This is a genomic window from Gilliamella sp. Occ3-1 (genome assembly GCF_001690655.1).
Lineage (GTDB): Bacteria > Pseudomonadota > Gammaproteobacteria > Enterobacterales > Orbaceae > Gilliamella > Gilliamella apicola_P.
The window spans coordinates 80459-106552 of the sequence record NZ_LZHQ01000034.1; the positions used below are offsets into that span (position 1 = coordinate 80459).

General features: G+C 34.6%; 21 protein-coding genes and 1 tRNA gene. 3 read left to right on the top strand and 19 right to left on the bottom strand.

Features of this window, described 5'->3' with window-relative positions; all coding sequences use genetic code 11:
* Nucleotides 1–1303: 1303 nt before the first annotated feature.
* Nucleotides 1304–1379, bottom strand: a tRNA-Asn gene (locus A9G43_RS10065).
* A gap of 148 nt (nt 1380–1527) precedes the next feature.
* Between A9G43_RS10065 and A9G43_RS10070 the strand changes: the two genes are divergently transcribed.
* Nucleotides 1528–2103, top strand: coding sequence for a TIGR00730 family Rossman fold protein (locus A9G43_RS10070; RefSeq protein ID WP_065561460.1), 576 nt, complete (start codon nt 1528–1530; stop codon nt 2101–2103).
* Nucleotides 2104–2171: 68 nt separating this feature from the next.
* On the opposite strand, the gene A9G43_RS11465 is transcribed toward A9G43_RS10070, so the two are convergent.
* From A9G43_RS11465 to glnA, 11 genes are all read right to left on the bottom strand, one after another.
* The gene (locus tag A9G43_RS11465; RefSeq protein WP_065561461.1) at nt 2172–3920 is read right to left on the bottom strand and encodes a fructose-specific PTS transporter subunit EIIC; all 1749 of its coding nucleotides are present in this window, start codon (nt 3918–3920) and stop codon (nt 2172–2174) included.
* 8 nt (nt 3921–3928) lie between these two features.
* Nucleotides 3929–4864 carry a 1-phosphofructokinase gene (fruK, locus tag A9G43_RS10080; protein WP_065608682.1) on the bottom strand — a complete coding sequence of 312 codons (936 nt, stop codon included), beginning with the start codon at nt 4862–4864 and terminating at the stop codon, nt 3929–3931.
* The gene (gene fruB / locus A9G43_RS10085; protein WP_065608683.1) at nt 4864–6069 is read right to left on the bottom strand and encodes a fused PTS fructose transporter subunit IIA/HPr protein; all 1206 of its coding nucleotides are present in this window, start codon (nt 6067–6069) and stop codon (nt 4864–4866) included. Before fruB ends, fruK begins: the two co-directional genes overlap by 1 nt.
* 213 nt (nt 6070–6282) lie before the next feature.
* On the bottom strand, nt 6283–7287 hold the full coding sequence (cra, locus tag A9G43_RS10090; protein WP_065608684.1) for a catabolite repressor/activator: 1005 nt from the start codon (nt 7285–7287) through the stop codon (nt 6283–6285).
* A 134-nt stretch (nt 7288–7421) separates the two neighbouring features.
* Nucleotides 7422–8177 carry an iron ABC transporter ATP-binding protein gene (locus A9G43_RS10095; protein WP_065561465.1) on the bottom strand — a complete coding sequence of 252 codons (756 nt, stop codon included), beginning with the start codon at nt 8175–8177 and terminating at the stop codon, nt 7422–7424.
* On the bottom strand, nt 8174–9145 hold the full coding sequence (locus A9G43_RS10100) for an iron chelate uptake ABC transporter family permease subunit (protein WP_065561466.1): 972 nt from the start codon (nt 9143–9145) through the stop codon (nt 8174–8176). Before A9G43_RS10100 ends, A9G43_RS10095 begins: the two co-directional genes overlap by 4 nt.
* Complete coding sequence (locus tag A9G43_RS10105; RefSeq protein WP_065608761.1) at nt 9135–10091, bottom strand: ABC transporter permease; 957 nt, start codon at nt 10089–10091, stop codon at nt 9135–9137. Before A9G43_RS10105 ends, A9G43_RS10100 begins: the two co-directional genes overlap by 11 nt.
* A gap of 11 nt (nt 10092–10102) precedes the next feature.
* Nucleotides 10103–11056, bottom strand: coding sequence for a siderophore ABC transporter substrate-binding protein (locus A9G43_RS10110; RefSeq protein WP_141674067.1), 954 nt, complete (start codon nt 11054–11056; stop codon nt 10103–10105).
* A 212-nt stretch (nt 11057–11268) separates the two neighbouring features.
* A complete protein-coding gene (glnG, locus tag A9G43_RS10115; protein WP_065608685.1) occupies nt 11269–12723 on the bottom strand; it encodes a nitrogen regulation protein NR(I) in 1455 nt (484 codons plus the stop codon).
* A 10-nt stretch (nt 12724–12733) separates the two neighbouring features.
* Complete coding sequence (glnL, locus tag A9G43_RS10120; RefSeq protein WP_065608686.1) at nt 12734–13783, bottom strand: nitrogen regulation protein NR(II); 1050 nt, start codon at nt 13781–13783, stop codon at nt 12734–12736.
* A gap of 72 nt (nt 13784–13855) precedes the next feature.
* Nucleotides 13856–15265 carry a glutamate--ammonia ligase gene (gene glnA, locus A9G43_RS10125; protein ID WP_065608687.1) on the bottom strand — a complete coding sequence of 470 codons (1410 nt, stop codon included), beginning with the start codon at nt 15263–15265 and terminating at the stop codon, nt 13856–13858.
* 659 nt (nt 15266–15924) lie between these two features.
* On the opposite strand from glnA, the gene A9G43_RS10130 reads away from it, so the two are divergent.
* Complete coding sequence (locus A9G43_RS10130; RefSeq protein ID WP_065608763.1) at nt 15925–16989, top strand: MJ1255/VC2487 family glycosyltransferase; 1065 nt, start codon at nt 15925–15927, stop codon at nt 16987–16989.
* 10 nt (nt 16990–16999) lie between these two features.
* Entirely contained in the window at nt 17000–17503 is a 504-nt protein-coding gene (gene folA, locus A9G43_RS10135) for a type 3 dihydrofolate reductase (RefSeq protein ID WP_081298123.1), read from the top strand.
* Between the two features lie 51 nt (nt 17504–17554).
* Here folA and relA read toward each other — a convergent pair whose 3' ends face one another.
* From relA to galE, 7 genes are all read right to left on the bottom strand, one after another.
* Nucleotides 17555–19807, bottom strand: a complete 2253-nt coding sequence (gene relA, locus A9G43_RS10140; RefSeq protein WP_065608689.1) for a GTP diphosphokinase — start codon at nt 19805–19807, stop codon at nt 17555–17557.
* A gap of 3 nt (nt 19808–19810) precedes the next feature.
* Nucleotides 19811–21154: a 23S rRNA (uracil(1939)-C(5))-methyltransferase RlmD gene (gene rlmD, locus A9G43_RS10145; protein WP_065608690.1), complete on the bottom strand. Its 1344-nt coding sequence runs from the start codon at nt 21152–21154 to the stop codon at nt 19811–19813.
* 12 nt (nt 21155–21166) lie between these two features.
* Entirely contained in the window at nt 21167–21655 is a 489-nt protein-coding gene (coaD, locus tag A9G43_RS10150; RefSeq protein ID WP_065608691.1) for a pantetheine-phosphate adenylyltransferase, read from the bottom strand.
* Between the two features lie 169 nt (nt 21656–21824).
* Nucleotides 21825–22823 carry a galactose-1-epimerase gene (gene galM / locus A9G43_RS10155; protein WP_065608692.1) on the bottom strand — a complete coding sequence of 333 codons (999 nt, stop codon included), beginning with the start codon at nt 22821–22823 and terminating at the stop codon, nt 21825–21827.
* Nucleotides 22814–23971 (bottom strand): galactokinase, encoded by a 1158-nt coding sequence (gene galK, locus A9G43_RS10160; protein ID WP_065608693.1) that lies wholly within the window; start codon nt 23969–23971, stop codon nt 22814–22816. Before galK ends, galM begins: the two co-directional genes overlap by 10 nt.
* The gene (gene galT, locus A9G43_RS10165; RefSeq protein ID WP_065608694.1) at nt 23972–25021 is read right to left on the bottom strand and encodes a galactose-1-phosphate uridylyltransferase; all 1050 of its coding nucleotides are present in this window, start codon (nt 25019–25021) and stop codon (nt 23972–23974) included.
* Between the two features lie 44 nt (nt 25022–25065).
* Nucleotides 25066–26082 carry a UDP-glucose 4-epimerase GalE gene (gene galE, locus A9G43_RS10170; protein WP_034912648.1) on the bottom strand — a complete coding sequence of 339 codons (1017 nt, stop codon included), beginning with the start codon at nt 26080–26082 and terminating at the stop codon, nt 25066–25068.
* Nucleotides 26083–26094 lie beyond the last annotated feature (12 nt).

The following is a 26094-nucleotide window of genomic DNA, read 5'->3' on the forward strand; positions in this document are numbered from 1 at the left end:
TAGTAAAGTTTATATAAAATGATAATGTTAGCAAGAATATTACCTCTTTATATTAAACCAATTGCATATAAAATAAATCTACATATATTTTCAATATAAAAAATAATTAATATGCTTTTGAAGCAAGCTTACCTTGTGTAAAGTGTCTATTTCCAAAAAGAATAAAATTTAATGAGCGAATCGTTTTATTAATATTGGGGTGAAATATCGCCAAAAATTTAATAGTGATAATTATCACCGACTGGCTTATCATAATTTAGACGCAACTGCTTGTGGATACCAAATTGTTAAACACAACTATTTTCAATTCAGCTGAGCTATTTATGCAAATCGTTTTTACTCCACAAGACAGTGAAAAGGCAGCGCTCTGATTTGCCTATTTTTTGGATTGCCATGATATAGGTAAATTTGTCAATGGGTTCCAACAGTTGCTTAAGCACGATAACCTGCAACTTGTTGCAGCAGATCCAGCTAAAAGATATATCTCCAGAAATGATTCACTTGATTATTGGTTATAGCGTAACTCGTTAATACAAAAATCAGAAATTTAACTTAATCAATACAATCGAAAAATAGAAAATTTTTACGATATTTGGTTATTAATTATTACAGGATATCTGGCAAACCACTAGAATTAGATGTAAAGGGTAATTCATCATTTAATGAGCAAGATAAACAAAAAGCATTAGATTAAAACAATTAATCAACTGTTTATTTATGAAAATAAGTTAGAACATTATCTTCCTATTTTTTGATAAAATATTTTATAAAAAATTACAATAAATAAGTTGGGTAATTGCCGGTTTAACCATTATCAGCAAATGGTTAGGCTCTAACGAAATGTTTTTTACTTTTTCCCGAGTGATGCCACTTTCTGAATATTGGCAACATCATCCATTGCCCCTTTTATTGATATTAAAAATCTATTTCCATTTATTAAAAAAGCGATACCACTGCAACAGTAAACGTTGTAAGGCAAATAACCTCTTTGCTTTTGAGTATTTTATAGAAATTAACGATCACGTACTTATTTTATTTAAGTTTTTATGTTGCTATTTAAGTGTTTATCTTAATTTACTGCCTTATTGTTTAATAAAAAAGTTTAGGCTATATATCCTTTGGAAACGATACAACAATAGTTCACAAGATAAGACAATTAGTTTATTAGTAAATAATAAAAAATAGATAAAAAAACGGTAGGAAAATACAGTTTGAAGTGTATTTATTGTAACAACAAAATGAATAAGTAGATATTTGGGATATAAAAATACCTGCCGTAAGCAGGTTTTATATATTCTTAAATTGGCTCCTCCAACAGGACTTGAACCTGTGACATACGGATTAACAGTCCGCCGTTCTACCGACTGAACTATGGAGGAACACTTAACGGGATGAATATTAACTATATATAACGCTAATGTCAATCTCTAAAACAGCAAATAGAATTAACTGCTCAGCTTGTAATCAAATTAATCTGCAGATATGCTAAGATAATTAAATATATTATTAACAGGTAAAATAGCATTTATGAAAAAAAATATTTGTATTTTTTGCGGAGCAAACGAAGGAAGCCAATTAGAATATCGTACACAAGCAGAACAATTAGGCAAAACTTTAGCAGAACAAAATCGACGGCTAATTTATGGTGGTGGTAATAAAGGTTTAATGGGGATTATTGCTAATACAGTACTTGCGCACGGCGGTGAGGTGATTGGTATTATTCCTGAACGTTTAGTCAAAGCCGAAACAGCACACCACGGTATCACTCGTTTAGAAGTAGTGGATAATATGCATCAACGCAAAGCAAGACTTTCGGAATTAGCTGATGGTTTTATTGCAATGCCAGGAGGAACTGGAACTTTAGAAGAATTTTTTGAAGTTTGGACAGCAATGCAAATAGGTTATCATGAAAAGCCCGTTGCATTATTTAATGTGTTAGAATTTTGGCAACCAATGCTTAATTTTTTGCAACATGCAGTGAATGAAGGTTTTGTTCGAGATAGTTTTTATAAAACATTAATTGTTTCGGAAGATCATCGAACTATACTACAACAAATGGATCATTTTATCCCTAAAGATTTACAGCGCTGGGTAAAAAAATAGCTTAAATGCCATATTATATAAAAAGCGCCATCACTTGATGGCGCTTTTTCTTATATTATTAACAAACATTAAGCGACAGCTGTAGCTTCCGATTCTGGTTGTTTAATTAATGCATAAGCAACACCAGCAACAACGGTACCAACAACAATAGATAATAAGTAGCCAACTACTGGTTTAACAACGCCCGGAATTGCTAAAGCAAATAAACCACCATGCGGCGTCATTAATGTTGAACCGAAGGCTAACGCCATACCACCAGTAATAGCACCACCAACAATACAACATGGGATAACACGTAATGGGTCGCGCGCAGCAAATGGAATTGCGCCTTCCGAAATAAAGCATAAGCCTAATACCAATGAAGCTTTACCGCTTTCTTGTTCAGGTTTAGCAAATTTTTTGCGTGCAATAAGTGTTGCTAAGCCCATAGCTAACGGTGGAACCATACCACCAGCCATAACCGCTGCCATTGGCATATATTGATGTAATGAAATTAATGTGGTTCCGAATAAATACGCTGCTTTATTGATAGGTCCCCCCATATCAGTACACATCATCCCCCCTAGAATTACCCCCAAAATCACAGCAGTATTTGGATTTGAATTCAACGAATTTAGCCATGAATCCAAGGAAGACATTAACCATGCGATAGGTGCACCAAAAATAAACAGCATCACTAAACCGGTTATTAATGTCGCAAATAGTGGTACAATTAGGATCGGTTTTAACCCCTCAAGCGTTTTTGGTAATGGTAAATATTTGGAAATACACATTGCTAAATAACCAGCAAAATAACCAATAAAAATCCCGCCTAAGAAGCCTGCGTTAGTCGATACCGCAAGTAAGCCACCGACAAGCCCTGGTACTAAACCTGGTCTATCGGCAATCGAATAGGCAATATATCCTGCTAACAACGGTACCATGAGAGAGAAAGCCTTCTCGCCAATCAGATTTAAGTGCGGCTCTCCAACAAGTTCGTTTACTAATACTTCTTTTACTACTTCTACGCCATTTTCTAAGACTTTCACCGTTTTTAATACGTCTTGAAACTCACCTAATGCAAGAGATAGAGCAATAATCAAACCGCCAGCTACAACCATTGGTAACATGTACGAAATACCCGTTAAAAGGTGTTGATAAAATCCTTTTTTCTGTTTATTAGATTTAGCTACCGAAGCATTAACACTTGGTTGATACACGGTTGCTTCTTCAAATGCTTTATCAAATTCTTGTGCTGTTTTTTTCAGAGCTGGACTTGTTTTGGTGCGATAAAGTTTTTTACCTGCAAATTTACTCAAATCAACATCAATATCACAAGCTGCAATTACAACATCGGCTGAAGCCACTTCTTCTGGTGTTAATTCATTACCGACACCAACTGAGCCACGTGTTTCAACCTTACACCACCATCCACGTTTTTTGGCTTCCTCTTCAATCGCTTCTGCTGCCATAAAGGTGTGAGCAACACCTGTTGGACATGCAGTTACCGCAACAATACGTTTTACACTGGTATTATTGCTTTGTGAAGACATAGCTTCGGCTGTTTGTTGATAAACACTCGCTTTACTTTGCGCATCTGTTAAAATCTGTTTTGGGTTAGCAAAAATTTGATTTAAATCATCAACGGCATAAACCTTTTTACCAACAACTGCTTTATCACTGATAGTTCCAGAGCCTACTGCAACTATAACATCAGCCGATGTTGCATTATCAACCAGATTTAGATTTAATTCGTTTGCGGCTAAAGCTAATTCCGCTTTAGCCAAACGTCCATTTACTGGGCCTGTATTACTACCTTCAATAATATATATATTCATGAATACTCCTATTCAGAAATTATTTCAATTTTTTCTAGCATATTATTTACAGCTTGGCAATCAGATATACCAACACCAGCTTGCCCAACTGATAAAGCTGCAACACTTGATGCAAAGACTAAAGTATCTTTAATTGAACGATTAGTCATTAAGCCATACATCAACCCGGCGACCATTGAATCACCGGCACCAACAGTACTAACTACATGGCATTTTGGTGGTTTTGCTAGCCATGCTTCATTTTTAGTTACCCACAAAGCGCCTTTACTTCCTAGCGAGATCACTACATTTTCAATGCCGTCGTTTACTAACTCCATAGCAGCTGCTTTAACATCTTCTAATGTTGGTAATTTGCGACCTACCCACATTTCTAGCTCTTTATCATTGGGTTTAATTAACCATGGTTTTGCTTTTAGTCCTGCAACTAATGCATCTCGGCTACTATCAAATACGATCTTTGGACAAATCACTTTAACTTGTTCCATCCACTTAGTAAATTTATCAAGTGATACTCCAGCTGGTAAACTACCGCTGATAGCAACCATATCAATATTTTTTAGCCATTCAAGAGAATTTGTAACAAAATGTTGCCAATCTTGCTCGCTAATCGTGAAGCCTGAAAAATTAAGGTCAGTCACTTCACTATTTTCCTCGGTTAATTTAACATTAATGCGAGTACGACCTTCAATTGTTTCAAATTTATCAATCACATTTAATGATTTGAATAATAAGTTAAAACCATCACGATTTTCTTTACCTAAAAAACCGCCAATAGTTAATTGGACATCTAAATCCGACAAAACTTTAGCAACGTTGATACCTTTGCCTGCAGCAAGTAACGCATTGGTTTGGACTAAATTAACATCACCAAGCTCAACTTTGGGACAAAAACCCAAAAGATCATAAGCTGGGTTTAAGGTTATTGTTGCGACATGATAAGCCATTATTCAGTCCCCTCACCTAAACCATCCTCAATTGCTTTACCAATTGCATCAAGCGCTTGAGCTGCATCTTCACCTACTGCAGTAAATCTTAATCGACTACCTTTTTTAGCGCCTAGCGCAACAATTTTCATTAAACTCGTTGCACTTACCGGCTCACCTTTACCATCTAAATTAGCAACAGTAACCTTACAATTAAACTCTTTAACTAATTTTACTAGTACTGATGATGGCCGTGTATGTAAGCCATTTTCATTTGGAATAATAAATTCACGACTTAATGATTCATTATTCGATTCAGCCACAGTCGACTCATTTGAAGATATCGATTGTATTTCTGATTTATTAGATTCTATTGTCGCAGAACCAGATAAAAGAAGGCTGCTGAGATCATCAGTATTGGCTGATAATAGTAATTGTAATTTTTGGTTAAAAACTAAAGTTGCAATATTATTTACAATATCATAAATAGAATCATCAACGGCTGATATAGTGATGAGTAACTTAACAGGCTTACCATCTTCATTAATATTACTGATAGTGCGACTAATCGCCATAGCATTTTTTAAATTACCTTGTTTGCTATCATTTAACCAAACTCCATCACCTAAATATGTAGGTTTATTGTCCAACACATCGGCAATAAAGCTTGAATTTACAGCATTTTGCTGTTTTAAACGTGATGCATTTAATGCTTGTAAAGTTGCTAAACTATCAGCAGGAATATCCAATAATAATGCAGATTCATTTATAGAAAATTGGCTATCTTCAGAACTTGTTTTACCAGTTAAAATAGCAATTACTTCGTCGGCAGACTGAATTTTTTTAATTCGCTCCTCTACCCCTTCAGCTCCAAGTACGTGAGTTAGTTGACGGAGTAATTCTAAATGCTCATCAGAGCTTGCTGCAATACCAATTGCAAGATAGGCCTTTTCGCCATCATCCCCCCATTGGACACCATTAGGAAAACAAAATACTTGTACCCCTGTTTTTTTGACTAAATGGCGAGTTTTAGTAGTTCCATGGGGAATAGCAAGACCTATACCCAGATATGTGGCTGCTTGTGCTTCTCGTTCTAACATTCCATCGACATAACCATCTTCAACAAATCCTGCATTGGTTAATGCCGAAGCAATTTTTTTTATCGCTTCAGTTTTATTGGTAGCTTGTTCATTTAAATGAATGTTTTCTTTAACTAAATGAAACATATAATAAATACCTCTGGGTTAATAATATTGGGGCGACTAAAATGACTTAGAAAATACAAATCTTTTAATCAATTGAATCGTTTCAGCAATAATGAATAAATAAACATTAATTATCAAATAAATTATGTCTATTAATAAGTAATTTGTGATCTGGATCTTATTTTTTAATTTAAACTGTTTTAGAATTAATATATTTTCATGTCTATCAATGCGTTAACGGCTTAAGCTACCTCGATAGATCAATCGTCTTGGAATTATTGTAGTGCCCGATTGATAATTATTGTTATGCTGATAGTTTAAAAACAGTTTTATTGTTACATCGGCAACTTCTTTATGATCTTGTGAAAGTGATATGACTTTACATGGCAAAAAATCTAACAATTCATTATCTCCAAAGGTAGCAATAGTTAAACTCTCGGGTAAGTGCCCAAATTTTCTTAAAATTGCATCAATACTTCCTTGTAATAACGAAAAAGAAGTAGTAAATATGCCATTAGGCATTTCATCACTTTCTAGCCATTGACTAAAGGCTAAATCAGCATCTTGACGACTATAGTTATTTGCATATAAAAAATCAACTTTATTACAATTATCAAGTTTGATATTTTTAAAACCATCTAAACGAAGTTGACTAACAGATAAGTTTGGTAGGGCTCCTATATAAACCACAGAATCTTGTACAAAGTTATTAAATGCTTGAGCAAGTGATTTAGAATCTTGTTTATCTGCACCTACAATATTTCTAAATTTAGAGATGGATAATATTCGATCAAGTGCAAATAATGGAATCTTTTCATTTTGCCAGTCATCATAAAAAAAATAATCTTGAGCAGAAACAAACGAAGAAGAAACAATTAAGGCATCTACGCGACGCTGCTGAAGGTGTTTGACACACTCTCTTTCGACTTGTGGATTATCTTCAGAACATGCAATTAGTAATTGATATCCTTCCTTTCTTACCATTTGTTCTAAATAATTAGCTATGCGAGTGTAACTGTTGTTTTCTAAATCAGGAATAATAATGCCTATAGTCCGGGTTTTACCTGCTCTAAGCCCCGCTGCTACCGCATTGGGTTGGTAATTATGTTTTTTCACCACCGACATAACTTTTTCGACTGTTTTATCACTAACGCGGTACTTTTTGGCTTTTCCATTGATCACATAACTGGCCGTCGTCCTTGATACACCTGCTAAAAGTGCTATTTCCTGTAATTTCATTATAATTATCTCAACAAAAATATTGCCAATTATTTAACATGGTTAGAAATAAATAGTAAACAATAATTTTTATTTACTTAATTAAACAATTGTAACTTTTTACTATTAAGATTAATTAATTTCCATTGTATTTGTTAATAGTAAATAGCAATATTTTGATCATTAATTTTTTCGATTTTGACAGGTGTATCAAATATTTCTTCCAAAATAGCCTCATTCATGATCTTTTGTGGCGTACCTTGGTATATCAGCTCACCATTTTTCATGGCTAAAATATAGTCTGAGTATACAGACGCAAAGTTGATATCATGAATAACAATCACAATGGTTTTACCCAACTCATCGGCTGCGCGGCGCAATTGTTTCATCATGGCAACAGCATGTTTCATATCAAGATTATTGAGTGGTTCATCAAGTAATACATATTCAGTATCTTGACATAACACCATAGCAACATAAGCTCGTTGCCGTTGACCACCAGATAATTCATCTAAAAAGCGGTCTTTATATTCAGTAAGATCTAAAAAATCGAGCGCTCGATAAATATGGTTATAATCATCAGCATTTAAACGCCCTTTGGTATAAGGATAACGCCCAAATCCAACTAGTTCAAAAACAGACAATCTACTGGTAAAACGGTTTTCTTGTCTCAATACTGATAAATAAGTGGCAAGTTTATCACTTGGCGTATTAACAACATCCATATTTTGAATTTTAACTTGTCCTTCATCAGCTAATAGAAGACGACTTATAATTGATAATAGCGTCGATTTCCCCGCCCCATTTGGACCAATAATAGCAGTAATTCCACCTTGTGAAATCGTCGCATTGACATTTTTTAATACAGATACTGTTTGATAGTTTTTACTAACATTATCAATTTTTATCACTTTGGAACCTTTTTTAATAATAAGAAGATAAACAAAGAACCACCAATGAATTCAATGACAATGGATAATGCACCAACCATATTTAATACTCGCTCTAAGAACATTTGTCCACCGACCAGAAAAATAACACCTAACAAAAAAGCAGTAGGCAGTAAAAAACGATGTTGGCTTGATCCACTAATACTATAAGCTAAATTAGTAATTAAAAGCCCCAAAAAAGTGAATGGACCGACTAATGCCGTTGACACTGACACTAAAACTGAAACTAGCAATAATATAATAGTGACACTTTTTTGATAATCGATACCCAAATTGATTGCATTATCCCGACCCAACGCAAGTACATCAAATTTAAATCGCATTTGCCATAAAAATAGACCAACAATAGCTACTATTACTAACGAAAAGATAATCAACACAGGTTCTGCACGTGTAAATGTAGCAAAAATACGACTTTGAAGCACAGCGAATTCAGACGGGGTCATCAAGCGTTGCAATAGATTAGAAAAACTACGGAATAATGTACCTAAAATAATTCCTATTAATAATACCAAATGTAAATTTTTCTTGAGACTAGTAAACAAACCTCGATATAAAAATAAAGAGAATAAAATTAATAAAAGTGATTCGAATACAAATTTACCAATAATACCAATATAAGGAATACCTTGTGAATCAATACAAAAGATTACAACAGTTTGAATAAGTACAAATAGTGATTCGAATCCCATAATAGAAGGTGTTAATATTCGATTGTTGGTAACTGTTTGAAAAAGCAGTGTTGATGTCGCAGCCGAAAAAGCGACTAAAATCATAGTTAGCATTACCCACGTTCGATGCTTCAAAATATAGCTAATATTGCCTTTAAGGTTGAAAGTCATAAAACATATTATGCAAACTAGAGCAATAATTAACAATAAAAGAACTCTTTTTTGACACAAAATATGGCGTTTTTGATTAACTAACATGACGTTTTCGACTCAACAATATTAAAAAAATAATAGCGCCAACTACGCCAAGAATAACACTCACGGGGATCTCAAAAGGATAGCGAATTACGCGCCCAATAATATCGCAAATTAAAACTAATCCACTACCAAACAAACAGATCCATGGCATGGTTTTACGAACATTGTCTCCAAATAATAAACTAACAATATTTGGTACAATCAATCCTAAAAATGGTAAAACTCCAACAACTACAACGACAATACCACCAATTAATGCAATAACAATATGTCCTGTTAACATAACACGGCGATAGTTAAGCCCTACATTAATAGAAAAATCACGCCCCAAGCCAACTACAGTAAACTGATCCGCACACCAACAAGCAAGTAATGTCAAACCACCCACCAACCATAATAATTCGTAACGGCCTTTTAAAATAGCTGAAAAATCACCTGACTCCCAACCACCAAGTGATTGTAATAAATCAAAATACATGGCAAAAAATGTAGTAATAGCGCTAATAACTGCACCTAACATAATGCCAATAAGAGGTACCATTATTGCTGACTTTAAAATAATCTTTCGAGAAATCGCCATAAATATCATTGTGCCAATCATAGCAAATAGGCTAGCAACAACCATTTTAGTCATGACACTAGCGCCAGGAGCTAAAACCATCATAACTAATAAGCCAAGACTAGCCGATTGAGTAGTGCCAACTAAAGAAGGTTCAACAAATCGATTTTGTGTTAATAATTGCATAATCAAACCTGCAACACTCATGGCGCTACCTGCTAACAATAAGGCAACAGTTCGAGGAATACGGCTTACAAAAAAAATCTCACGCATATTGCTATCTGACCATAAATCAAATAGTGTCACATGCCCTGCACCAATAAATAAACTTATTGCAGTCATGATCAATAAAATGAACATGCCTGCAATAAAATAAAATGATTTAATCATGTTTTACATTAATGTGCTGGTTCACTTTGCAAAGCGACACCTATTTGATCCATCAAACGACTATAGGTTTGAATACCACCAGCAATATACATGGAAGAAGAATCTAAATAAACGATATGGTTTTGTTGCCATGCCGCAGTTTTTCGGATCAATTCATTGTCAAGTACTTGTTGTGCAGACTGAGCTTCTTTATTACCAATTGCATTATCTCTATCTAACACAAATATCCACTGCGGATTAACACTCAAAATAAATTCAGAGGTAACGGCATTACCATGACGACCAGCTTCTTGGAAAGTGGTTGCAGGCTGAAAACCAAGTACATCAAACACAAAACCAAAACGAGATTTTGAACCATAAGCCGACATTTTACCGCCATTAACCATAATCACAAGTGCTGTGCCAGCCGTAGTTGTCTTAGTTTTCAATTGTTCGATTTTTTGATTAAAATCGGCAATAAGTTTCTTAGCTTCATTTTGTTTATTGAAGATTGAGCCTAATTGTTCTGTTCTTTGAGTTAAACTACTTAAAAAATTATTTGGGTCAATATCTAAAGAAATCGTCGGAGCAATATCATTCAATTTTTTATAAGCATCAGTAGCGCGACCTCCAGCAACAATAACATCTGGTTGAATTGAACTTAAAACTTCATAATTTGGTTCAAATAAAGTGCCCACATTAGTGTAGTCTTTGCTTGCATATTTAGATAAGAAAGTTGGATAATGTACATCTGATTGAGGCAATGCTGTCACAGGAATATTTAATGCGTCCATGATATCAAGTGTTGCAGTATTAAAAACAACAACTTTTTTAGGATTTTCAGGCACATCGGTTTTACCTTGAGCATGTTCAATGGTAAGTGTATTTGCAGAGGTTTGCTGTTCTTTTTTATTGTCACATCCAACCAAAACAAGCAAAACAGCAAGCAAAACTAAAAATTTCACTTTGATATATGAATACATTGTAACTCCTAATTATCAACCAATAAAAAACAAAAAAACGATAATTATAATAATTATCATTTACATTAAGATTGTAACCAAAAAATTTGCTCTATTCAATGCACTTTAAATATTTAAAAATTTAATATGTGATAAAAGGTAGATTAAATAGCACTCAAATGGATGGATTAAAAAGCTATCGATTTGTTCGATAGCATAATTAATATTGGTGATTAGGGGTGTTTAGTGGGATCAAGCGATAAATCTTTAAGTTTTCTAGTTAATGTATTTCGCCCCCAGCCTAACAGATGAGAAGCATCTTGTTTGTGACCTCGAGTAAAATTAAGTGCACTTCTTAGTAAGATTCGTTCAACATCATTTATTGCTTCAGTCAAAATTCCTGTTTTACCATCTACTAATGCTTGCTTTGCCCATTGTTCCAGCAATACCTTCCAATCAACTTCTTGTTGAGAAAAGTGGCTTGTAGGCAATGTAGTTTTTTCATTTGCAACAACTGTTTTAGTTGACGATAATTGCAATAATTCTGGCGGTAAGTCCTGAACTATAACTTCTTTATTTGAAGACATTACCGTAACCCAGCGACAAATATTTTCAAGTTGACGAACATTACCTGGCCAATTAAAGCGATATAAAACATTTAAAGCTTCTGAACTGAACACTTTACTTTCTACCCCCAATTCTTTCGCTGTTGTATGTAAAAAATGTTCTGATAGTTTTGGTATATCTTCAATTCGATCGCGTAGTGGTGGTAATAAGATACGAATTACATTTAGACGATGAAAAAGATCTTCTCTAAATTTACCCTCATGAACCCTAGCTTGTAAATCTTGATGAGTAGCTGCAATAATACGGACATCTACTTTGACGGGAGAATAACCGCCAATACGATAAAATTCCCCATCGGCAAGCACCCTTAATAATCTAGTTTGAACATCAAGTGGCATATCACCAATTTCATCGAGGAATAATGTACCACCATTCGCTTGTTCAAACCTCCCGTGCCTAATTTGAGCCGCTCCAGTAAACGCCCCTTTTTCATGTCCAAAAAGTTCTGACTCAATAAGATCTTTAGGGATGGCTGCCATATTTAGTGCAATAAAAGGGGATTGTGAGCGAGGGCTATGGATATGTAATGCTTTTGCAACTAATTCTTTCCCCGTTCCTGATTCACCATTAATCAATACACTAATTGATGATTTGGAAAGCCTACCAATAATACGAAAAACTTCCTGCATTGAAGGTGCTTCACCAATAATGCCGGTCGATGCTTTACTTGTTGTATTATTATTGGTTTTATTACTTTGAGTTTGTGAAATCGCACGTTCAACCAATTGAATAACTTCGTCCACATCAAAAGGTTTAGGAATATAATCATAAGCACCTTTTTGATAGGCATTTACTGCTGCATCTAGATCGGAATGAGCAGTCATAATAATAACTGGCAAATTCGGCATTTGCTCTTTAATATGATGAAGCAATGTCAAACCATCAAGTCCTGGCATTTTGATATCAGAAATTAGTACAGCTGGTTTTTGTACATATGTATTTAATGCATCAATAACTTGCTGACCACTATCAAAACTAACACAGTTAAAATGAGCATTAGTTAATGCTTTTTCTAATACCCATCGAATAGAGCTATCATCATCGACAATCCACACATTCATTTTATTTACCTCACTGCCTAATTGGCAAATAGACAGAAAATTGAGTATGCCCAGGCCAACTATTAAATTCAATTTTACCATGGTGTTGATCAACAATATTATTTGCAATCGAAAGACCAATACCTGTGCCCCCTTCACGACCGCTCACCATAGGATAAAACAAAGTATCTTGTATATGAACAGGCACACCCGGTCCAGTATCTTCAATATCAATACGAGCACACAAACGATAGCGCTGTCCATGTAAAGTAATCTGAAAAGCAGTTCTTGTCCTGATAATAATTGTGCCAGTATTGGATCCGATAGCCTGTAAAGCATTGCGAACAATATTTAAAATTACCTGCTCTATTTGTTCTGAGTCATGAATAAAATCAGGTAGGCTTGGGTCATAATCACGTAGAATCTCAATATTGATTGGTTTTTCCAAACACATTAAAGCACAGATACGTTCTATTGCTTGATGAATACTTTGTTCTTTTTGTTGCAATCGTTGTTGTGGACCTAATAATCTATCTACCAAATTTCGCAGTCTATCTGCTTGTTCAATAATAATTTTTGTATAATCTTGCAATTCATTTTTAGGTAATTCACGTGATAATAATTGAGCGGCACCTCGAAGTCCACCTAGTGGATTTTTAATTTCATGAGCAAGTCCACGTACTAATTCACGAGCAGCACTTTGTTGCGCTTGTTGTAATTGTTCTTGACTAAGACGTTTATGGTTATTTAACGGTACCATTTCAATTAAAATTCTTCCATTGCTTAATAATTGAGCTGTTAACGTTAAAACATGTAATTCATTATTAATAACTAAATTGACTTCATTATCTGTAAAACCTTGATTTTGCTTTAATGCACTAAGCATTAAATCAACATCTAAAGAAAAATATTCCAATAATTCAATAAGATAACTTCCAAATAATTTTTTAGAACTTTGTGCTAATAATTGCTGAGCAGCAATATTGACATAAAGAATATTGAGTTTGGTATCAAGTAATAAAATACTTGTAATCATTGAATTGAGAACAAGATTAGCATCAGATTCATTATCAAATGTCATCGTTGGTTTTCCGTCCTGATTAGAAACCACCGCAAATTAACGGTGGTTTGATAGGTTAAATTACTATACAGCTTATAGGCTATAGTACATTTCAAACTCAACTGGGTGTGGTGTCATACGTACACGATCAACGTCTTGACGTTTTAAATCAATGTATGCATCAATAGTATCGTTAGTAAATACGTTACCACGTGTTAAAAATTCACGATCTGCATCTAATGCATTAAGTGCTTCTTCAAGTGAACCCGCAACTTGAGGAATTAATTTAGACTCTTCTGGTGGTAAATCATATAAGTTTTTATCCATTGCATCACCAGGGTGAATTTTATTGATAATACCATCTAAACCAGCCATTAACTGCGCAGCAAAAGATAAGTATGGATTACCTGCTGGATCTGGGAAGCGAACTTCAATACGGCGAGCTTTAGGACTAGCTACTACTGGGATACGTATTGACGCAGAACGGTTACGAGCCGAGTAAGCAAGCATAACTGGTGCTTCATATCCCGGGACAAGACGTTTATAAGAGTTAGTTGCAGGATTTGTAAATGCATTAATTGCTTTCGCATGTTTAATAATACCGCCAATATAGAATAATGCCATTTCAGAAAGACCCGCATATTTATCACCAGCAAATAAATTTACGCCATCTTTTGCCAATGATTGGTGACAGTGCATACCAGAACCATTATCACCAAATATTGGTTTTGGCATAAATGTCGCCGTTTTACCATATGCATGTGCTACATTTTGTACAACATATTTATAAATTTGTACTTCATCAGCTTTTTTAGTTAACGTATTAAAACGACAGGCAATTTCATTTTGACCTGCTGTTGCAACTTCATGGTGGTGAGCTTCAACCACTAAGCCAAGTTGCTCCATAATTAAGCACATTTGAGAACGGATATCTTGTGATGAATCAACCGGAGGAAGTGGGAAATAACCACCTTTTATACTTGGACGATGACCTTTATTGCCTTCTTCATATTTAGTACCTGAGTTCCAAGCCGCTTCAATATCATCAATATGTACAAAGCTACCTGACATTGGCGAACCAAAACGAATATCATCAAATAAGAAAAATTCTGGTTCAGGACCGAAAATAACAGTATCAGCAATACCTGATGATTTTAGGAATTCTTCGGCACGTTTAGCAATTGAACGCGGGTCACGATCATACCCTTGTAACGTCGCAGGTTCTAAGACATCACAGCGGAGATTTAATGTCACATCTTCAAAAAAAGGATCGATAACAGCACTTGATGCATCTGGCATTAATACCATATCTGATTCATTAATACCTTTCCAACCTGCAATTGATGAACCGTCAAACATCTTACCATCTTCAAAAAAATCAGCATCAATTTGACTAACAGGAATTGTGACGTGTTGTTCCTTACCTTTTGTATCAGTAAAACGTAAATCAACAAACTTAACATCATTTTCTTTAATTAGTGTTAAAACTTTTTGTGTAGACATGTATCTTCTCCATTGAGGACAAATAATAATTGTTCAGTTTTTAAGGCATTATTACCAAATTGCTATAATGAATGCAAATTTAATGCCAAATTTTTAACGGTGCATTTATGAAGCAAGTGCTATAGATAGTAACATGGAACTTAGTTTTGCACCATAATGGTTAAAATAAGTGTCAATTTGATGCACAAAAAAATCATAATGATTTTAGCGTTATTTTGACTTTAGGAAAACGCTAGATTGTTTACACTTCTATAATTAAAATAATATTCTAAAATTTCATAACGCGTTTTGACGAAAATTACTTCATGCGTTTAACTGTATAATAAATATTAATAAATCATTTATTTTTTCTCTATCTCTTTAATTTTTGAATATTTGCGGGTAATGCCACATCTCCAATAAAGTTCATATTACTCTTTCTGTTTTTCCATTCGTTTGTGGGCATGCAAATTTTGTTAATATTTGATTTATACGATTGTTATCACACGTTTTAGTAAAATGCTAAAGCCGTAGTTTTATTTTATGTAAATTTATTACAGTCATCACTCAAATTAATGTAAATAAATCATTTACTTTCAGTGATATAGAAAATAATTTACATAATGATAAGTTGTTCTGCTATTATATTTGCATTACTTAAATTGACGAATCATAAAGATATGAAAATTCTCTTTGGTGTTCAAGGAACAGGAAATGGCCATGTCAGTCGTTGTCGAACATTAGCTAAAGCACTAAAAAAAGCCGGTGCTGATGTTGATTATATTTTTAGTGGGCGTGATCCTAAAGACTATTTTGATATGCAAGCTTTTGGTGATTATAAGACCTATCGTGGCGTTACCTTTGCCACACTCAATGGTAAAATTAACTTTCGTAAAACCGTACAACGAATTCGTGCATTTCGACTTATTAAAGATGTACGTGAACTCGATTTATCAAAGTATGATTGTATTATTAGTGATTTTGAGCCAGTCAGTGCTTGGGCAGCACATCATCAGCAACGTGACTGTTTAGGTATAAGCAATCAGGCTGTATGCCAATATCTTAAACCTAAAGAATATGGATTAGTCGCCAATGTGATTATGAAATATTATGCACCTGTTACTAAACCTATTGGTTTACATTGGTTTCATTTTGGGCATAAGCTATTGCCACCGATGATTGATTCTTTTCATGTCACACACACAGAAGATGGTTGTATTGTGGTTTATTTGCCGTTTGAAGGCATAGATGAAATCATTGATATGTTGAAACAATTTCGAGATCATCAATTTATCTGTTTTCACCCGGATATAAAGCAAGAATCGCAACGAGGTAATATTAATTTTCAACCACTTAGTCGTGATAATTTTACACAAACTTTAGTCAATTGCTCTGGTATTATTTCAAATACGGGCTTTGCACTGATATCTGAAGCATTAATGCTTGGTAAAAAGATTCTTACTAAGCCTGTTTCAGGTCAATTTGAACAAATTTATAATGCTCAATGTTTGCGATCTCTTGATATGGCAACAGTTATGGAAAATTTAAACTGTATCAAGCTTAAGTATTGGCTAAATTTACCTTCGCCAAAACCAATAATTTACCCAGATGTCGCTACAGAGTTGTCTAAATGGATTGTTGCAGGACAAAAGGAGTCGTTACTTTCTTTAAGTAAACGGCTTTGGAGTCAAACTATCTTTCCTGAAAATGTCAATCAAAGAATAAAGTCTTTAGGGTATGTGTAAAGGAACCAATATGATATTAAGTATTATTGTAGCCATGGCTGATAATCGTGTTATCGGCTTAAATAATAAAATGCCTTGGCATTTACCGGCAGATTTGGCGTGGTTTAAAAAAAACACCCTTAATAAACCTGTTATTATGGGAAGAAAAACATTTGAGTCTATTGGTTATCCATTACCAGCTCGTCATAATATTATTATTTCAAAACAAGCACCAAGTGAATCTAATTTAATTCAAAATGTAAGTTGGATTCAATCAATTGAAGCAGCCATATTGTTAGCTCAAAAACAGAATATTGATGAAGCATTTATTATTGGTGGCGGTAATATTTATAAGCAAACATTACCTTTAGCAGATCGACTTTATTTGACGCATATAGATGCGGAACTACCGGGCGATACCCATTTTCCAGATTATTCTCCTGAGCAATGGCAAGTTATTTATCAAGAAAGGCATCAACAGGATGATAAAAATGGCTATTCATATCGGTTTGAAATCTTAGAAAGAAAGCTATAAATATTGAACTAATTGCCACTAAAAGGGGGCAATTTAACATATTAATTAACATTAAAAACGTTTAGCTTCAATAATATCAGGTAGTTGTTTTATTTTATTGAGCACTCGATTTAATGAAGCCTGATCAAAAATTTCTATATCTACGTCAATGGTTGCTAATTGTTGCTTTATATCAGAGCGGCTCATTAAACTAATTACATTAACCTTTTCATTAGCCAAAATTGTAGTGACATCTCGCAATAATCCACTTCGATCGTTGGCTGTAATTTGTACAATCATTGTGTAGCTTGAGTGGGTATTGTTATTCCAAACAGCTTGAGTAATCCGTTCGGGAGCATGGTTCTTAAGTTCTTGCAATTGTTCACAATCAGCTCTATGAATCGAGATACCACGTCCTTGAGTTACAAACCCGCCAATTAGATCTCCAGGTATAGGGCGGCAGCAGTTTGCAATGGTATACATTAAGTTACCCACCCCCTCAATAATAATTTCACTGCCTTTTTTGTTGCCGAACTTATTGGTATTTTTAGCTTGAGCGATCGTTTTTTGAGCAATCTGTTTTAATGCTGCTTCATCTTCTTCTTCAGCTGTTAGTTTGTTAAATTGTGTATTGATGAAGTTGACTAATTGGTTAATTCTTACATCACCACTTCCAATACCTGCTAGTACCTCATCAAATGAATGAGCTTTATATTTATTAATTAAGATTTTTTCGACGCTTTTTAAATTAATGTTTAAAGGTTCAAGTTCGCTTTGTAAAATTTGCTCACCTGTGACAATATTTTTATCGCGATCTTGCTTTTTAAACCAAGCCTGAATTTTAGCTCTGGCGCGACTACTGTTAACAAATCCTGTGTTCGGATTTAGCCAATCACGGCTAGGATTTGGCTGTTTTTGGGTAATGATTTCAACTTGATCGCCCATTTTTAAATTATAAGTAAATGGTACAATTCGCCCGCCTACTTTGGCTCCAATACAGCGGTGACCCACATCGCTGTGTATATGATAAGCAAAATCAAGAGAAGTTGATCCCGCTGGCAAGTCAACAACATCGCCTTTAGGCGTAAAAACATAAACGCGGTCATCAAAAATTTGGCTACGAACAGCTTCTTGTATTTCGCCACTTTCCGACATTTCTTGTTGCCATGTTAATAATTTACGCAACCAAGAAATTCGTTGATCATAAGCTGTCATTTTGTCGGTACTGCCTTCTTTATATTTCCAATGTGCAGCAATACCTAATTCAGCTTCATTGTGCATTTGTTTAGTACGAATTTGAATTTCGATTGCTTTATCTTGTGGAGCATAAACAACAGTATGGATCGATTGATAACCATTTGGTTTGGGATTTGCTACATAATCATCAAATTCTTTTGCGATATGTTTATAATGGCTGTGGACAATACCTAATGCATTATAACAATCTTCAATACGATCGCAGATAATACGCACAGCACGAATGTCATATAAATCTTCGAATTGAAGGTGTTTACACTCCATTTTTCGCCATATACTATAAATATGTTTAGGACGACCGTAAACTTCAGCACGAATATGATCTTGATTCATCAAATTTTGTAAATGGCTAACAAATTGTTTGATGTACAATTCACGATCTAATCGTTTTTCTTGCAGTTTTTTGGCAATTAATCGATATTCATCTGGATATAAATAGCGGAAGCAGAAATCTTCTAGCTCCCATTTTAATTGACCTATGCCTAAACGGTTGGCTAAAGGCGCATAGATGTTAAAACATTCTTTAGCTACAAGTATTTGTTCTTCTTGAGGTGCATTAATTAAGTTACGTAAGTAGGTAATGCGCTCTGCCAATTTAATCACTACACTTCTGAAGTCATTTACCATAGCTAGTAGCATTCGGCGAATGCTATCAATTTGTTCAGAAGTAGCACTACCGTTACGAATCGCTCGTAATTGGCGAATTTCTTTCATTCTAACAATGCTAGAAATAATATGAGAAATTTCACGATCAAAATCTTCTGGAATATCTTCTCGGCGAATAATTTTGCTATCAACAAAAGGAAGCAATAAAGCGGCACATAAACTATTAATATCCATATTAAGTGTGGATAGAATTTCGACCATTTCTATCGCATTTTGGAAACAGAAAATTTGCTCTGATGCACCTGCACTGTTTTCAAAACAAAAATCCCAAACTTCTCTAAACTTCTTATAAGATGCAGGATTAGTTAATAACAATTCTTGTTTTACCCATTGTTCTACATCAAATTGAGCCAGACAATAGTGTTCCTCACTATGTTGGTGTGCTCCTCTAATCGATACCATAACTTATGTCCCTGATTTTATTAACAACAACATTGATTCAATGTGTTTGGTTTGCGGAAACATATCTAAAATAGCAACTTGAGCAATTTGATATCCTGCATCGATAAGTTGTTTACTATCTCGTGCTAGCGTAGCAGGATTACACGATATATAAACAATTTTTGATGGGGCTAATTTTACAATTTCTATTGTTGCATTAAACGCTCCTGCTCTTGCTGGATCTAATAATACTTTATTATAATTATATTGTGATTGACTCCATATCGAAAATTGTTGAGTATCGTCTAAGTTGCTAGTTAAAAAATTGGTTTCCGCACAAATCTCAGTATTATTTAATATAGTGTTAAATTTTGCTTTTTCAACTAGAGCATCAACACCTTCAACTCCCGTTACAGTTTTACTTAATTTTGCTATAGGTAACGAAAAATTGCCCATTCCGCAAAACAGATCTAAAACCCGATCTGTTGGTTGTAAAGTTAGCCAGTTAAGCGCCTGTTCGATCATCTTTTGATTAATTTTACAATTTACCTGAATAAAATCTAGAGGGCTGAAAGTTAATTTTAAATGATTAATTAAATAAAAATGCTCAGTATTACCGGCAATATGTATTAAATCGTCGCCGTGAAAATAAAGTGAAATATTGTTATTTTCGGCGAATTCTTTTAATAGGTTAACATCATGATTGCTTAGAGGCATAGTGTGCCTTAAAACAAGAATAATACCGCTATCGACCGAAATTAGTTCAACGTGACCCAGTGCTTTTTTCTGTTTTATGTTATTGAGCATGCTTTGTAATGGCGCTAGCAATGAATCTAATTCGTCAACTAATATCGGACAATGTTTGATATTGATTATTTGATTGGATTCTGCTTGGCGGAACCCAATTGCTAATTGGCCTTTAACGATATTAATTGAAAGTCTTGCACGTCGACGATAATGGTAAGATTGATCGGCAATAATTTGCGGTGAATTTTTAACGATATTTGTTAAAGATTGTCCTGTTTCTTTTTGTAATAGATTTATCAACGCATCATATTTTGCTTGTTGTTGCATCTGTGGTGCAATATGTTGTAGCTCACAACCTCCACATTGTTGATAATATTCACATAGAGGTTTAACGCGGTATTTACTTTGATTATGATATCTAATGACTTTAGCTTTAGCGTAATTTTTCTTATTTTCAGTTAACTCAATATCAACGGTTTCATCAGGCAAGGCTGATTTTACAAAAATTGTTTTACCTTTATGATTGGTCACGCCTTGCCCAAAAGCATCTAAAGATGAGATAGTTACTGTCAATTTTTGTAGTGTGAACTTTTTTCTTTGTGGAGTATAAAAATTAACCATAGACGTTTTTATTTATGTTAAGCGCTTTAATAAAGCTGTTTTGACATGCAGTGGTACTAAATTTGTTATATCACCACCATGGTAGGCAACATCTTTTACTATTGTCGATGAAATAAATCCCATTGCAATTGATGGCATTAAAAAAATAGTGTCTAAATCAGATTTTAATGCACAATTCATTTCGGCAAGTTGCCTTTCGTATTCAAAATCATGTGTTGTACGAACGCCTCGAACGATAACTGTGGCATTATGGGTTTGTGCAAAATTAGCCATTAAATTGTCAAAGCCAATAACTTCTACATTGAGTAAATGTTCAACTGCTGTTGACGCTAAATTTACGCGTTCTTCTAGAGTAAAGAGTGTTTTTTTATTAGGATTTTCGGCAATAGCGATAATTAATCGAGGAAACAGTAATGAAGCTCGTGTAACAAGATCAATATGACCATTAGTAATGGGGTCAAAAGTACCCGGGAAAATAGCAGTTAAACTTTTGCTTTTCATATTTAATATTATCCATTAGGTATGATAACTGTATCATACCTAATTTTATTTAGGATTGTTAGTTTAACCGTGCAAAATTCTTTTGCTCAATTTACTGGATTTCTAGTAATGTAAATATGAATAAACTAGATGTTATTAATATACGGACATTATTAAGATAAATAACTTATTAATTTATAAAAAATTGGTAAGCAGTGTGATGTTCATATATTTGTTCTGGTTGTAAAAAGCAGCTTGGTTGTGGCCAGTTAGGATGATTAGGGCTGTCTGGTAAAAATTGGCTTTCTAATGCTATGCCAGCAAAATTTCCATATTCACTATTATGCCGGTTTGGTGTATGTTGTAAAAAGTTACCTGTATAAATCTGTAATGACGGTTTGGTTGTAGTAACATTCATTGTTACTTTCTTATCAGATGAAATGAGCTGAGCGGCTATCACTTTGGTTTTATCTAATAAATAAGCATGATCATAACCACCAGTTATTTGCCTTTCTGCGCTTTCAAGTAGTTTTTCCGATAAAAGTTTTGGTTGACGTAAATCCATATCGTGCATGGCAACACTAACTAAATCCTTATTAGGGATACCATTGGCATTAACTGGCAAATAACAGTTAGCATTTACTTTTAATCTGTGATTAAGTACATCTTTGCTTATTTCGCCATCTAGATTAAAGTAAGCATGGTTAGTCAAATTTACTGGCGTAGTTTTTGTAGTAGTTGCATTAAACAATATAATTACTTGATTGTCATCGGTTAGTTTATACGTTACTGTTACATTCAGCTCACCAGGAAAACCTTGATCACCATCAAGTGAAATTAGATGGAAGGTCACTTGCTGATCGGAGCAAGATTGAATTAACCATAATTTTTTATCGAAGCCTAATTTTCCGCCGTGTAACTGATTTACACCTTGATTCGCAGTGAGATAATATTGTTTATTGTCAATATTAATAGTAGCATTGGCAATACGATTAGCATATCGGCCTATTGTAGCACCTAAATAGGCATCCTGTTGTTGGTATTGTTCAAGTGAGCGACAGCCGAGTAGCACTTCACGATTCTGTCCATTAACGGGCAATTCACAGGAGAGCCATGTAGCTCCCCAGTTTGAAAGTTTTATTCGCATTCCTTGTTTATTGGACAGTTCAATAATTTGCGCTATAGGCATATCGCGTGTGCTCCTTCACTTGGTTTACAGACATAAAAATCTTCTTTAATACCGAATTTTTTAGCATAACTATCGCTAACAACGGTTTTAACAGCATCAACTTTATCTTTTGGTACTATTGCCACAACACAACCACCAAAGCCACCGCCTGTCATGCGAACACCGCCTTGTTCACCAATTACACCGTGAATTATTTCAACTAGATAATCAATAGCGGGGACTGTAATTTCAAAATCATCACGCATTGAATTGTGACTCTGTGCCATGAGTTTTGATAATAATTTATAATCACCATCTGTAAGAGCTTGTGCTGCTTTTAGTGTGCGCTCATTTTCAGTGATTACATGATGAGCTCGTTTAAAGACAATTGGATCGAGCGTGTTTTCAATATGTTGTAATTCAGTTAAGGACGCGTCTCTTAAGGCTTTTATCCCAAGAGCTTGAGCTGCTGCTTCACACTGTTTACGTCGAGTATTATATTCACTATCAACTAATCCTCGTTTGATATTTGAATTGATGATAACCACAGCAAAATCTTTAGGAATTGACACTGGTTTAACTTCTAATGAACGACAGTCAATTAATAATGCATGTTGGCTTTGTCCAAGGGCAGATATTAGTTGATCCATGATGCCACAATTGCAACCAACAAATTGGTTTTCGGCCTCTTGACCAATTAGGGCTAACTTGGTGCCATCTAAAGCCAAGTTATAAAGAACTTGGAACATTTTAGCTACGGCAACCTCTAAAGATGCTGATGAACTTAGTCCTACTCCTTGAGGGACGTTTCCTCTAATAGCAAAATCGACGCCATGGATATTATTTGCATATTTTTTTAAGTGTTTTACCACCCCACGTATGTAGTTAGCCCACATATAATCCGGATGTTTTTCAATAGGAGAATCTAAAGAAAATTTATCTTGTTGATTATCATAATCAATCGCAATAACTCGAACAAGATTATCTGAACGTTTGTGACAACTTATTATCGTTTGATAATCGATAGCACAAGGTAAAACAAAACCATCATTATAATCGGTATGCTCGCCAATTAAATTTACACGACCGGGGGCTTGTATCAGTGTATCGGGTTTATAATCAAATTTAGATTCAAATGCTTGTGTAGTTGCTTTGATTAATGCGTTCATCTATTTATCCTTTTTGTCTTTATAATGCACATCACTAACGTTACGTAACCTTTCAGCTGCTTGCTCTGGGGTTAAATCACGTTGTACTTCGGCTAACATTTCGTAACCTACCATAAATTTTTTTACTGTGGCGGAACGTAATAAAGGGGGATAAAAATGTGCATGTACTTGCCAATAATCATTTTTATCTTGCATAAATGGCGCACCGTGCCAGCCCATAGAGTATGGGAAAGAGCAATGAAATAAATTATCGTAGCGACTCGTTAATTTTTTGAGCGCAATAGCTAAATCACTTTGTTGTTCGTCATTTAATTGGGTTAATTGTGGAATGTGAATTTTTGGTAATAATAATGTTTCAAATGGCCATATTGCCCAAAAAGGAACAACGGCAAGCCAATACTTAGTTTCTACAACGATTCTCTCACGATTAATAAGTTCCTTTTCAGCATAATCAACCAATAAATTGCGATGATATTTTTCAAAGTAATTAAGCATATTTAGATCTTCGCGCGCAATTTCATTCGGTAAAAAGCTATTTGCCCAAACTTGTCCATGTAGATGAGGGTTAGAGCACCCCATTGCTGATCCTTTGTTTTCAAACACTTGTACCCAAGGATAGTTTTCGCCCAACTCTTGCTGCTGTTCTATCCAAGTTTTAATTACTCCTTCAATTGCAGGTAAATCAAGTTCAGGTAATGTTTTACTGTGATCGGGTGAAAAACAGATAACTCGACTAGTACCTTTTGCGCTTTGCATTTGGAATAAAGGATCGGCGTTTTTTGGTGATTCTGGAGTATTTTCCATTAATGCTGCAAAATCATTAGTAAAAACAAATGTTCCCTTATATTGGGGGTTGATATCTCCTGTTACCCGTTTATTTCCTGGGCACAAAAAGCAAGTTGGATCATAACTTGCTTTTTGTTCTTCGTTTAATACTTCTTGTTGTCCTTGCCATGGGCGTTTTGCCCTATGTGGTGAAACAAGTACCCATTGATTGGTCAATGGGTTGTAACGACGATGAGGATGGTCAACTGGGTTAAAAATATCCATTTTTGCCTCTTCTGTTAATTTTGTATATTTTATAAAATGTATTATTAATCAGGATAGCCTTGAGGGTTATTTGATTGCCAATTCCATGAATCTTTTACCATGTCATCAAGCGTGAGTTTGGTTTTCCAACCTAATATTTGCTCAGCTTTATTAGCATCAGCCCAGAATGCTGGTAAATCACCTGCTCGTCTCGGGGCAAAGTGCCAATTAAGAGGTTTTCCTGATGCTTTTTCAAAAGCTTTAATAACTTGTAATACGCTATAACCAACACCTGAGCCTAAATTGTAAATATGCACACCAGCTTTGTTTTGATCGGTTTTGAGTGCAGCGATATGCCCATCCGCCAAATCAACAACATGTATAAAATCACGAACGCAAGTTCCATCTACTGTTGGATAATCATTACCAAAAACAGCTAATGACTCTCTTTTGCCTACAGCAACTTGGGTAATATAAGGCATAAGATTATTAGGAACACCAAGTGGGTCTTCGCCCATTAATCCACTTGGATGGGCTCCAACAGGATTAAAATAACGTAGTAAAGTTAGTGACCAATCGGGCTCAGCAACGGCTAAGTCCATAATACATTGCTCAACCATTAATTTACTTTTTCCATACGGACTGGTAGGTAAACCTTGTGGTAATGTTTCAACATAAGGAACAGGGGCTAATTCGCCATAGACAGTGGCCGACGAACTAAATACTAACTGTTTAACACCTGCAGCTCGCATTGCTTTCATCAGTACGATACTGCCGTAGACATTGTTTTCATAATATTCTAGCGGTTTGTGAACTGATTCACCGACTGCTTTTAAACCAGCAAAATGGATCACCGCTTTAATGTCATGTTCTGAAAAAATCTTAGTTAATAGTTTTTCATCGCATACATCGCCTTGATAAAAAATGACGGATTGCCCAGTAATTTTTTGTATTCTATCTAGTACTGATGCTTTACTGTTAAACAAATTATCAATAATAATTGGTGTGTAGCCAGATTTAATTAGTTGAACACATGTGTGACTTCCTATATATCCACAACCACCAGTTACTAATATTTTCATAATAAAACCTTC